The organism is Pseudomonas sp. 18173 (assembly GCF_050432945.1).
GTDB lineage: Bacteria > Pseudomonadota > Gammaproteobacteria > Pseudomonadales > Pseudomonadaceae > Aquipseudomonas.
Genome location: NZ_JBKFTN010000025.1, coordinates 59,382 through 71,613 on the forward strand (window position 1 = coordinate 59,382; position 12,232 = coordinate 71,613).

Here is a 12,232-nt window from a genome sequence, read left to right on the forward strand (position 1 = left end):
GGATGCTTGTTCATGTACAAACTGACCGTTGAAAACCTGCACAAAAGTTACGGCAACCATGAAGTCCTCAAGGGGGTTTCGCTGAACGCCAGGACCGGCGATGTGATCAGCCTGATTGGCGCCAGTGGCTCGGGCAAGAGCACCTTCCTGCGTTGCATCAACTTCCTGGAAACGCCCAACGACGGCGCCATGAGCCTGGACAACCAGCCGATCAAAATGGTCCATGACCGCCACGGCATGCGCGTGGCCGACGCCAATGAACTGCAGCGCATCCGCACGCGCCTGGCGATGGTGTTCCAGCACTTCAACCTGTGGAGCCACATGACCGTGCTGGAAAACATCACCATGGCCCCGCGCCGGGTGCTGGGCGTCAGCAAGAAGGACGCCGAGGATCGTGCCCGACGCTACCTGGACAAGGTCGGTTTGCCGGCACGGGTTGCCGATCAATACCCGGCGTTTCTCTCCGGTGGCCAGCAGCAACGGGTCGCCATTGCCCGGGCCCTGAGCATGGAACCGGAGATCATGCTGTTCGACGAGCCGACGTCGGCCCTGGACCCGGAACTGGTGGGCGAAGTGCTCAAGGTGATCCAGGGCCTGGCCGAAGAAGGCCGGACCATGATCATGGTCACCCACGAAATGAGCTTTGCGCGCAAAGTGTCGAACCAGGTGCTGTTCCTGCACCAGGGGCGGGTCGAAGAGCAAGGCGCGCCCGAGGATGTATTGGGCAACCCGAAAAGCGAACGCCTGCAACAGTTCCTCAGCGGCAACCTGAAGTAACCGCAACGCCCTCGAGCGACCGCAAGGTTACTCGAGGGCGTTGGCTCAACCCTCAAGACACCCACGCTCAACCTGAAACGCGCTAGAGACTCACGGGCTTTGCACAACGGCAGCCCGTACGTTTTGCCTGTCACTGACCAGACAAACCACCAGCGCCGCCACGCCAATACCGAACAGATAAAGCGCTTGCCTTCCGAAATACTCCATTAACGCACCTGCAACCAACGGGCCGATGGCCGCGCCGATGCCGAACGTGACCAACAGTACCCCGGCCACGGACACACGCAACTCGGGCTCCAGATTGTCATTGGCATGAACAACGCCCAATGGATACAGGCAGAACTGCAGGAAACCGATGACGGCTCCCGCCAGCATTAACCAACCCGGCTCCGGTGCCTGTACAAAAGCCAGTGGCAGGTAGGCAATGCAGAGCAAAGCGGCAGTCAAGCGGATCAGGCCGACGCGGGAAAACCGGTCCGACAGTTTTCCAAGAGGCAGTTGAGCGAAGAGTCCGGCGGCAATACTCAAGGCCATGAACTGGCCAACCTGTGCGGGAGTAAAACCCGACTGCGCAGCGAATATCGGCGTCAATCCATAGAAGCAGCCGTTGAGCAACCCCGAAGCGAGAACAGTGCCCAGCGATTGCGGCAACCGACGGACATAGCGCATGAAGCTGACCCTGACTTGGCTGATCGGACTGGGCTGCATTCCCTGGTGCATGGCCATGGGTACCAGCCCTATGGCGAAAGCAATTGCCACGCCGGACAACACCAGCGCGTCGAGTCCGTTACCGAAACTGAGCAACAGCTGCCCCAGCATCATGCCGACGTAACTGGCCACCATGTACAGCGACATGGCGCCGCCCCGCCGATTGCCCGGCGCACAATCATTGAGCCAGCTTTCAATGACCATCAGTTGGCACATCATCGCCACACCCACAACAAACCTCAGCACCAGCCATAGCGTCAGCCAGTCACTCAACTGGTGGCCGAGCACCGCCGTGACGATGACGCCCGCACTGACCACGAATGCCCGCACATGCGAGATCCGGCCAATCAGCCAATAACCGGCACGTCCCCCCAGCACCATGCCCAGCGCGTTGGCCGCCATGAGCGCGCCACCCCAGAATTCTGCGGTACCGGTGGCGTTCAGGCGCAAGGCCAGGTACGTCATGAGCAGGCTGGACCCTAGCTGCATCAACAGAGCCGCAGCGTAAATCGTTGCAAACACCTTGGTGAGCGCAAACATTTTCAGTTTCCCGAGTCAGATGAGCCCGTGGCGCTGCTTCCAGTCGCCCGGATGCACGACATAGCCAAACAGCGCGTGTCCCCCATAGACGAGCTCGGTCCCTTCGGGAATCCACAGCAATTGCCCTGGTTCCACCCGGTACAACTCACCGTTAGCTCTCAGTTCGAAACAGCCCTCGATGACGAAAATGACTTCGTCGTACAGCAAGGTCCAGGCAACCTCGGCCCCTTCCCACCGAGCAAAACCGATCCCCAGATGAGGCGACACCTGACTGTTCACGGCGCGCGCTACGCTGGCGCCCCCCGGGGCGCCACCGCGATGCACGAAGTCGAGGTCGCGGTGATCGACCAGCATCACCGGCCTTCTGTCAGTCGCAGCAGGGGTCATAGCTCGCTCCTGCTGTTCCACGCCGCCCAGCGGATACGCGAACGCACGCCCAGCCCCAAAAACGGTTCCGGCGGATTGCGCGAAGGCATGCCAGTCACCGAGAGGATGTCATTGAGCCGTTGCGAGTCGGCACCCACCACCCTGTCTGCCAGCAACGTGCCGGAGATGGTGCCCCATGCGGCCCCTACCCCGTTATCACAAGCGGTGGCGAACACGCCGTTGTCGAGTTGCCCGAAGAAGTTGGTGAAGTTGCGAGAGATCGCGTAGACCCCGCCCCACGTGTGCGTAAAGGGTACGTGGGAGAGCGCGGGGTAACGCGAGAGAAAAGCTGCACGATGATCCTCGCGGACTTTCAAACGAGTCGCGTCATCGATGCTGCGCCCGTAACGCGGTACATGCTTGTAGGTATTACGGATGATGAGACGGCGGTCCCGGGTCATCCTCACCGTGGTGCCGGCATGGTCGGCAGGTGTCAGCCCCCAGTCGGCCTGCACCCCCACAGTCGCCATCTCGGCGTCGGTCAGCGGGCGCGTCCAGCTGGCAAACGTCATCACCGGCAGCAGCCGATTGCGCAGGTAGCCGAACTCCCGGGTGAAGATACTGGTACCCAGCAACACCTTCGGTGTGCGAATCGATCCTTCTTTGCCCTGCAGGATCCAGTTCCCGCTGGCGTCCTTCTCCAGGCGCTGGATGGGCGAATCTTCCAGTACTTCGATGTTTTCCGGCAGTGACCCGCCCAGGCCGCGCACCAGTGCCGCCGGCTGCATGAGATAGCAACCCGGGGTAAAGATGGCGCGACTGTAGTAGTCGGTACCCAGCACACCGGCCAGCTCCTGGCGCTCCACCAGTCGATAAGGCTCACCCAGGTCGGCCATCAACTTCTCGAAATGGCCCAGATAGGCCAGGCCACGCTCACCCACTGCCCCTTGATACTTGCCGGCATGGGACCACTGGCAATCGATGCCGTAGCGACCGATGAGGGTTTGCAGCTGTTCAATGGCCGCGCGGTTAAGTCCGAGCAGGCGTTGCTTGTGTTGTGGATCGGGATGTTCCAGGGCGAACTTGTGCGGCAAATCGATGACGAAGCCGGAGTTACGACCCGATGCCCCGAAGCCGACACGCTGGGCATCGACCAGGAGAATGCGCGCCTCTGGCATGTGCTCAGCCAGCCGGCGTGCAGCGGCGAGACCGGCGAATCCCGCGCCGATCACCGCATAGTCGGCCTTTTGCTCACCGATCAGGCGGGTGGCTGCAAGCGGTTCGGGCAATGCGGCGTACCAGCCACAACTGCGATCATCATGAGGCAGGTTAACGATACTGTTCATGGGTCGATTCTCAGGCCACATGCTGATGGGTGTCCTGGCAGCTCTGCAGCCAGGCATTACGTTTTTGTTGTGCTTGTCGCCCGAGAAGGACGAAACCACGCAAGGCCCCGCCGCTGTCACGGAACGCTGCACTCAGTCCGTCCCCGGTCGCGTCGCAGTGCCATTGACCCTCGCAATCGACCGGAGGCGGGAGCAGGCACAAAGGTGCCGCCGGCGTTTTCACCGTCACAGGTGCGAGCGGGTACGTCACCGGCGTCGGTTGCCCGGACAAGGTCCTGGCCAAAGCGCGAATGCCCTCATTGATCGGCGCGAGATACGGCAGCAATTGCCCGTCGACCTCGATGCAATCCCCCAAGGCATAGATGCCGCGTTGCGAAGTCTGCAGGTGCGCATCCACCTTGATGCCGCGTCCGCACGCCAGGCCAGAGGCTTGTGCCAGCGCAAGGTCGGGCCGCAGGCCCACCGCCGACAACACCAGATCGGCGTCGAAGGCCTGGCCGTCGGCCAGCTCCAGTCGATAGCCATTGGCGGCTCGCTCGATGCGCTGCAAGGTCGTGCGCAAATGCCATTGCACGCCAAGGGCCGACAACGCCTGTTGCAGTTGCAGTCCCGCCGCTTCCGGCAACAAGCGCTCCATCGGCCAATTGCCCAGGCCGATCACCCGGACCTGATAACCGCTGCTTGCCAGGTCATTGGCGAATTCGCAGCCAATCAGCCCATCGCCCAGGACCGCCACGCTGCGCACGCCTTCCAGACGCTCACGGAATGCGCGGTAGTCCTGCAGGTTGTTGACGCTGAGCAATGCATCGGCACAGCCCTCGATGGGCAGGCGCAGGGGTGACGCGCCGCTGGCCAATACCAGTTGGCCGTACGGCATTTCGCCAAGATTGGTGTACAGACGCTGCGCCTGTGCATCGATTCGCTCGACCCGGCAATGGCTGTAGACGCGAATACCCCAGCGCTGTTCCAGCGCCATCGGACTTTCCGTCGCCAGCGCCGCGGCGCTACGTCCTTGTGCCAACGCGATCGACAGCGCCGGTTTGGAGTAGTTGTGCCCACTTTCCTGGGTCAAAACCCGGACATCGAGTTGCGGGTTGGCTTTGCGCAACGCCTGTGCCAGGCCGTAACCGGCATAACCGCTGCCGATGATGACCACCGGTTGGGCCAGTTGAACGGCAGCCAGGGGCTGTTTCACGAGTGCCGGGGCGGCAGCCACGGCTTTCACCGGCTCACTGATTTCGATCATCTCGAAATCGGATTTGCCCACCTTGCACTCGGGGCACAACCAGTCTTCGGGCACATCTTCCCAGCGGGTCCCGGCGGCAATACCGTCGTCCGGCCAACCCAGGGCTTCGTCGTAAATCAGGCCACAGATAATGCAGAGCCACTTTTTCATTGTGTTGCCCCCTCACTCGCCGCAAATGCGCAAGGCAAGATTCTTGGTCCGCACGTAGCTGTAGAGTGCTTCCTGGCCTTTCTCCCGACCGAAACCGGACAGCCCAACGCCACCGAATGGCGTTTCGATGCCGCCGGCGTACCACTCGTTGATGAACACCTGACCCGCGCGCAATCGCCGTGCGCAACGCAGGGCGCGATTGAGGTCCTGAGTGAAAACGCCCGCCACCAGACCGAACTCGGTGCCATTGGCGATGGCGATGGCTTGCTCTTCGGAGTCAAACGCAATGACCGTCAGAACCGGACCAAAGACTTCCGCCTGGGCAATTTCCATGTCCGGGCTGACATCACGGAAAACCGTTGGCGCCATGAAGTGTCCGCGCATCCCGCTGATCGCCTCACCGCCGGTTGCAAGCACTGCGCCTTCTTCCACGGCTCGCCGGCACATCTTTTCAATACCCTGGAGCTGGCTGGCGGAAATCACTGGCGTCAGGTCCGGATTGTCCTGTCCTAGACCGACACCAAGCCCCTCGGCCATCGCCACCACATCGGCGACCACCTCTTCGTACAGGGAGCGATGCACCAACAGGCGCGACATGGCCGAGCAGACTTGGCCGGCATTGAAGAAAATGCCGTTGCGCACGCTGGCCAGCAGTTGCTCGCGATCCGCATCGGGAAACACCACGGCAGCCGACTTGCCGCCCAGCTCCATGACGCTGGGAATGGCGTGCTCGGCGGCAACCCGCAGGATGCTCTGACCGGTGCCGACGGAACCGGTGAAGACGATCTGGTCGACCGCGCGATGCCCGGCCATATAGGCCCCCACTTCCCGACCCTGACCGCAGATCAGGTTGACGGCGCCCCGTGGCAACCCGGCGCGCTCGATGGCCTGCATCAGCACACACAGCCCCAGCGGAGAAATCTCCGGCGACTTGATCACCACGGCGTTGCCGGCAGCCAGGGCCGGCGCCAACGAGCGGGCGCAGATGGACACCGGGAAATTCCACGGCACGATTTGCAGCGAAACGCCCATGGGGTCGTAGACCGTGAAGTCCATGTAGCCGTTGCCCAGCGGAATCGACGTGCCTTCGATCTTGTCGGCCATTCCGGCGTAATACTCGAAGTAACGTGCCGCTTCGATGAATTCGTCACGGGCATCGCGCAGGCTCTTGCCGTTCTCCTGGCACAGGACCCACGCCCCCTCATCGGTCACCGCGCGGATCTGCGCGGCGATCTCCAGCAACCAGGTGACCCGTTGTGCGGGCCGTGCGCGGGTCAACTCACCACTGTCGGCACAGCGGCGTGCCCCCTGCAACGCACGTTCGGCGTCGGGGATGCCGGCCTGGGCGATGGTGGCGACAGGCTCGGTTGTACCTGGGTTATTGACGGTGATGGACTGTTCACTGTCGGTCCAGGTGCCATCAATGAAGTTCAACCAATGCGGTTGGATCGAATACATGGCCATGACCTCAAACGCTCTGCGCGCAGTCGAGAAGCTGACGCGCAGCCCACTTGTGGAAGAAGTGGGTTGGCAGATCCATTTCCGGGGAGAACGCACCACCACCGTAGCCGGGGGAGTGACGGCCCTTCTGCATGCCTTCGACCGACGCGATGTCTTCGGCGAACACCACGCGCCAGGACTGCATGACAGCGTCACGCGCCGCCTCGAAACGGCTATCGAGAGCCTCATCGCCTACATAGAAAAGACGCAGGTGCTCGATGGTTTTGCCGGGGGCGACCGGCTCCAGCATCATGGCGAAGGCGTGGTCCGCCTGGATGCCCAGCAAGACGTTGGGGAAGAACGCGACGTATTCTGCGGTGCGCAAGCGGTCCTGCGGCCAGGACGGGAACATGGGCAGGTGTGTTCCGGCAACGTCGGACAGGTTATAGGCATGACTGCCCTGACCGGCGAACTGATCGAAGATGATGTTGTAGTGGTCTTCCAGGCGCGAATAGCTGTTCAGGCTCGGGTGCACCCATGGCAAGTGGTAGGCCTCACAGTAGTTTTCCACCGCCAGTTTCCAGTTGCAGTTGACCTCGATGCTGACGGCCCCGCTGTTGGGCTCGCGGCGCATCAAGTCCATGCCATCGGTGCCGAGGAACTGGGTCCAGCGCTCGGTCAAGGGGGCGAGCTGCTCTTGCAGATCCGGTGCGTCAGCCGACAGGTTGATGAATACCATGTCCATCCAGATAGCGCTGCGCAATGCCTTCAGGCCATGCTTCTCGCAAGCGAAACGCCCGTCTTTGTGCTGATTGATGCCGCCCACGTGGGGCGTGCCTTTGAGGCCACCGTTGAGGTCATACGTCCAGGAATGGTAAGGGCAGCGGATCACACCCTGCACTTCACCGGCCTGCTGCACGAGCTTGACGCCACGGTGACTGCAGACGTTGTGGAAGACCTGTACGACGCCTTCGCGGTTGCGCATCAGCAACAGTGGCAGCCCCATGAAATCCACCGGTTTGACATAACTGTTGCTCGGCAGATCGCTGGCAAAACCGACGCAAGCCCAGTTGCGACCGAGCAGGTGGTCGCGCTCCAGGTCGAAATAGCGTTGCTCGGTATAAAACTCGTTGGTCAGGCCATGGGCTTCATGGATCGGAGCCAGGACAGTTTCCAGGGCATGAGTCGGGATGAGGCGAGTCGCGGTCGTGGAGGTCATTATTGTTTTCTCTTGCTGGCACGAAAGGAAATACGCGGCAGGTCTGGCCTGCTGCATGGCGGCGAGTTTCGGCAAGAAGAGGAACCGTCGACAAACGATTTTTCATGCACACATTAATGACTATTAATCATCAATGTGGAAAGCCCTTTTGGCTGATACGGTTAAGTAACATCGGAGAGTTTCAGGTCACAGACGGGACCTTCAACTAATGACTGGAAGTAATGAATTGATGAGGATAAATGAGTTGTCCACCGCTCGCGTCTCCACCATTTTGTTGCCACATCTCGGGGCTTGATCGTCCCGGGGTCACCCTGAGGGGAGAATGACTGGCCGCTGGCAACAGCTGAAGGCCGGTCCACCCTTCACCGCAATATCCACAACCCTTGAACAATAATAAAAGGGGAAAAAAATGCGTGCAGAATCGGGCCTTCTCAAAGGTCTCAACCCGAATGTAACCTTGGCTTCGATCACAACCGTGGTCCTGTTTGTGCTGTTCTGTGCGTTCATGAATGAACAAGCGGCGAAAGCGTTTGAAACAGCGTCAACGTTCATCCTGACTAACTTCAAGTGGTACTACCTGGCCCTGTTGAGCGGTGTGCTCGGCCTACTGCTGTACATTTCCCTCAGCCGTTACGGCACACTCAAACTCGGCGCCGAGCACGATCAACCCGAGTTCAGCTTTGGTTCATGGATAGCCATGCTGTTCAGTGCCGGCATGGGTATTGGCCTGATTTTCTGGTCGGTCGCCGAACCCATGCTGCATTACGCCGACAACCCTTTCTCCAAGGGGCTGACCGATGAAGCCGCGAGCATGGCCATGCGCATCACCCTGTTTCACTGGGGCCTTCATCCCTGGGCAATTTTCACCTTGATCGGCTTGAGCCTGGCGTATTTCGCCTATCGCAAAGGGTTGCCCCTGGCGTTGCGATCCCTGCTCTACCCGCTGATCGGCGACCGGATCTACGGCTGGATCGGCCATGTCGTGGATATCATGGGTGTGGCAATCACCGCCTTCGGTGTTTCCCAATCCCTCGGCCTGGGAGTTGCACAAATCAATACCGGCCTGCACCAGGTATTTGGTGTCCCCGTCAGTATCGGCCTGCAGCTTTCCATCATCCTGGTGGTCACCATCATCGCCTCCGTTTCACTCCTGGCCGGTCTTTCCAAAGGGATGAAGCGGATTTCAACACTCAACATGTACATGTCGATCCTGTTGATGTTGATTGTTCTGGTGATTGGACCGACGCGCTACATCCTCAACCTCATGTTTGAATCGACCGGTGACTACGTACAGAACCTGGTCGGCTTGAGTCTCTGGATGGACACACAGAAAGACACTCAGTGGCAAAACTGGTGGACCGCGTTCTACTGGCCCTGGTGGATGACCTGGGGCCCCTTCGTCGGCCTGTTCATCGCACGGATATCAAAGGGACGGACCATTCGCGAGCTCATCGTCGGTGCCCTGGTGGTCCCCACGCTGGTCACCATTCTCTGGATGTCCGTCTTCGGCGGTGCTGCGCTCAAGAGCGAGCAAACCGAGCGCCAGCAGTATCAGAAAGCGGCGGCAAGCACTGAGCTGGTACAGGAAAAGGCCACCTACGAAGGCGGCACCATTCTGCTGGCGACCAAGAAAGAACCCACGGCGGCCATGTTCACCTTGCTCGGAAAACTGGACGGGCCGGTCATTGGCGGCGCGCTCTCGATCTTCGTGTGCCTGTTGCTCGCCGTCCATTTCGTCACCACTGCCGATGCGGGAACGCAGGTGCTCTGCACGTTGAATGCGATGGGAAGTACCAATCCGCCCAACTGGATCAGGCTGCTCTGGTGCATGCTGGAAGGGGGTGTCGCTGCCGGACTGCTCCTGGCGGGAGGGCTCAAGGCCATTCAGATGGCGAGCATCGCGGCAGGTCTGCCTATCGCCATTCTGATGATGATCATGAGCTACACGCTTATTCGCAGCCTGCGGGAGGAGCCATTCAGCGCCCTGCCCCACCAGCCACCGGCAGGCCGCCTGGCGGTTGCGGACCACGCTCACGAGGTTGTCTCGCCCCTTGGCGGCGCCATGCTCGGCGACGCTGCGGATGCATTGCTGAGGGCTCGAAAAGCCGGTTGATCCGGGCCCCGGCATCACTCTCAAACTCAAAGCCGCCAGACGATAGCTGGCGGCTTTGGTCGTTTCAGGGTCATCCGCTATCCCTGGATGGCAGGGAGCCCCATCAGCCAGTCACGAAACAACTTCACACTCTGTCGTGGACCCCGTGTACTGAGAGGCTCCAGCAGACAGAATTTGGCGTCGGTCTGCAGCACGATATCGTTGGGACGTACCAGCCCTCCCGTACTCAACGGATCGTCGACCAGATTGTTCCACGCAAGCGCAACGCCCTGCCCGCTGATGGCCGACTGGATCAGCATGCTGTAGCTATTGATGTTGATCCGGTGTTTCGGGGCAACCGGTGCCTGCTCCAGGCGCTTGAACCATTCCGGCCACCCGATCCAGTCGCGCTGCGAATCCTCGAGCCACAGCCAGGTACAGGACGACAGCCCTTCGATGGATGAAAGCTGGGGATGCTTGGCCAGGTACGACGGACTGCACACCATGAAGATCTCTTCCGAGAAAAGTGGCGTGACGTCCAGTCCCTTCGGTGATGTGCTGCAGTAATACAGCGCCAGATCACAATCGAGCCTTGAATAGTCCTTTACATGATCGATCGCAATGATCCGTAGGTCGATCTCCTCATGCTGGCGTTGAAACTCGGCAACCTTGGGCAGCAGCCAGAGCGATGCCATTGCCGTGCTGGTGGCAACGGTCACCTGCTGGTCCCCACGCCATTGCCGAATCTCCCCCGTGGAGCGGGCCAGACTTTGCAGGCAGTCGCGAACCGTCTCGTGGTATTGAGCACCGGTCGGCGTCAGGTTGATGGTGCGGGTGGTCCTTTCGAACAAGGTCTTGCCGAGATAATCCTCAAGCAGCCGTACCTGACGACTGATCGCGCCTTGTGTAACGTTCAGCTCCTTAGCGGCAAAGGTAAAACTCAAGTGCCGGGCTGCAGCCTCAAAGGCAATCAAACTATTGAGCGGCGGAAGAGGCTGAATTTTCAAAGTGTTTACATCCACTGATTCTTGTTTTTTCCAGGTCGCTCCATTCTAGTGATTCGCTGGCGGCCACGCGCAGGTTTTATGGTCTGCAGGCAATATAAATGGTGGGCCTGTCAGCGATATATCGCGGTGCGACGCCTCACCAGCATCAGCCCTGCGATAAGCTGAATGCCCCAAATCGAACCGAGGGCAAGTGCAGCAGCCCCTGCCTCCCCCAGAGAGGCAGGATCACAAGCACGCCACGCTCTACTGGTTTAACCGCCCTGGTTACCTGACCACAGCGTCGGCGCAATACAGACAGCCCCATCCAGCAGCAATCGGGCTGTTCTCATCAGTCCGCAACTCAGCAGACGATCACTTCCAGCACGCAATTCCACGGTGAACTCTCCCGTGGGGTGTTCAACCGAGAGTCGCTTGACTTCGCCCTCAACGACAGACGCCACACCCGCCGCCACACTGCCCTCGATCAGGCAGGCAACCGCCACACTGACTGCACCGAACACGCCGATACTGGTATGGCATCGGTGCGGAATGAAGGTACGGGTGCTGAGTGCCCCACCCGCCTGTGCCGGCGCGATCAGGCACATCTTCGGTACATTGCGCTGGCTCACGTCCCCCAGGTTCATGCGTGGACCGGCCTGCAAACGGATCGATTCAAGTCGGGCTTTCAACCCGGTGTCGGCATCCAGTTGCTCAGGGGGCTCATAGCCACTGAGCCCGAGGTCTTCGGCGCGGATAACAATGACCGGCATGCCATTGTCGACGCAGCTGACCTCGACATCATCGAACACATCGACGGCGTTGCCGGTGGGGAGTAATGCGCCGCAACTGGCGCCGGCGATGTCCTTGAACTCAACGACCAATGGCGCAGCGCAACCGGGCACACCGTCGATCCGTGCATCGCCGCAATAGCTGACGGCGGCATCGGGAGTCGGTACATGAGCAATCGCGATCTGCCCGGTGTTTTCCATGAAGATGCGCACCGGGGTTACATCGCCTTGCACTGCAATCAGTCCGCGCTCGATGGCGAACGGCCCGACACCGGCGAGGATGTTGCCGCAGTTCTGGCCATAATCGACACGCGGCTCATCGACCAGCACCTGTGCAAACAGATAGTCGACGTCGGCGTCGGCGCGCGAAGAAGGCTTGATGATTGCCACCTTGCTGGTCAGCGAGTCGCCGCCACCGATGCCATCGATCTGTCGCGCATCCGGCGAGCCCATGACCGCCAGCAGTACGCGATCTCGAAGCAGCGGGTCGCCGGGCAAGTCGCGGGCCAGGAAGTACGCGCCTTTCGACGTCCCGCCACGCATCAACAGGCATGGAATACGTGTCTGGCCCATG

10 protein-coding genes and 1 pseudogene are annotated in these 12,232 nt (G+C 60.5%); 2 read left to right on the forward strand and 9 right to left on the reverse strand.

The window, feature by feature from the left end:
- The first annotated feature begins 12 nt into the window (after positions 1-12).
- Complete coding sequence (locus ACLD1X_RS24120; protein ID WP_322617920.1) at positions 13-777, forward strand: ABC transporter ATP-binding protein; 765 nt, start codon at positions 13-15, stop codon at positions 775-777.
- A gap of 90 nt (positions 778-867) precedes the next feature.
- On the opposite strand, the gene ACLD1X_RS24125 is transcribed toward ACLD1X_RS24120, so the two are convergent.
- From ACLD1X_RS24125 to ACLD1X_RS24155, 7 genes and pseudogenes are all read right to left on the reverse strand, one after another.
- Complete coding sequence (locus tag ACLD1X_RS24125) at positions 868-2,025, reverse strand: MFS transporter (protein WP_429371965.1); 1,158 nt, start codon at positions 2,023-2,025, stop codon at positions 868-870.
- A gap of 15 nt (positions 2,026-2,040) precedes the next feature.
- Positions 2,041-2,412 carry an ethanolamine utilization protein EutQ gene (locus ACLD1X_RS24130; RefSeq protein WP_429371967.1) on the reverse strand — a complete coding sequence of 124 codons (372 nt, stop codon included), beginning with the start codon at positions 2,410-2,412 and terminating at the stop codon, positions 2,041-2,043.
- On the reverse strand, positions 2,409-3,737 hold the full coding sequence (locus tag ACLD1X_RS24135) for an NAD(P)/FAD-dependent oxidoreductase (RefSeq protein WP_429371969.1): 1,329 nt from the start codon (positions 3,735-3,737) through the stop codon (positions 2,409-2,411). Before ACLD1X_RS24135 ends, ACLD1X_RS24130 begins: the two co-directional genes overlap by 4 nt.
- A 10-nt stretch (positions 3,738-3,747) precedes the next feature.
- A complete protein-coding gene (locus ACLD1X_RS24140) occupies positions 3,748-4,983 on the reverse strand; it encodes an FAD-dependent oxidoreductase (protein ID WP_429372038.1) in 1,236 nt (411 codons plus the stop codon).
- Positions 4,972-5,133: pseudogene (locus ACLD1X_RS24145) on the reverse strand (rubredoxin); the annotation flags it as partial. The pseudogene ACLD1X_RS24145 and the gene ACLD1X_RS24140, both read right to left, overlap by 12 nt.
- Positions 5,134-5,145: 12 nt before the next feature.
- Positions 5,146-6,591, reverse strand: a complete 1,446-nt coding sequence (locus ACLD1X_RS24150; RefSeq protein ID WP_429371971.1) for an aldehyde dehydrogenase family protein — start codon at positions 6,589-6,591, stop codon at positions 5,146-5,148.
- A gap of 10 nt (positions 6,592-6,601) precedes the next feature.
- Positions 6,602-7,792: an aromatic ring-hydroxylating oxygenase subunit alpha gene (locus ACLD1X_RS24155; protein WP_429371973.1), complete on the reverse strand. Its 1,191-nt coding sequence runs from the start codon at positions 7,790-7,792 to the stop codon at positions 6,602-6,604.
- Positions 7,793-8,201: 409 nt separating this feature from the next.
- On the opposite strand from ACLD1X_RS24155, the gene ACLD1X_RS24160 reads away from it, so the two are divergent.
- On the forward strand, positions 8,202-9,905 hold the full coding sequence (locus ACLD1X_RS24160; RefSeq protein ID WP_429371975.1) for a BCCT family transporter: 1,704 nt from the start codon (positions 8,202-8,204) through the stop codon (positions 9,903-9,905).
- A gap of 77 nt (positions 9,906-9,982) precedes the next feature.
- Here ACLD1X_RS24160 and ACLD1X_RS24165 read toward each other — a convergent pair whose 3' ends face one another.
- Together ACLD1X_RS24165 and ACLD1X_RS24170 are read right to left on the reverse strand one after the other, a co-directional pair.
- Positions 9,983-10,891: a LysR substrate-binding domain-containing protein gene (locus tag ACLD1X_RS24165; RefSeq protein ID WP_429371977.1), complete on the reverse strand. Its 909-nt coding sequence runs from the start codon at positions 10,889-10,891 to the stop codon at positions 9,983-9,985.
- A 251-nt stretch (positions 10,892-11,142) separates the two neighbouring features.
- The gene (locus tag ACLD1X_RS24170; protein ID WP_429371979.1) at positions 11,143-12,231 is read right to left on the reverse strand and encodes a 4-oxalomesaconate tautomerase; all 1,089 of its coding nucleotides are present in this window, start codon (positions 12,229-12,231) and stop codon (positions 11,143-11,145) included.
- Between the last annotated feature and the right edge of the window lies 1 nt (position 12,232).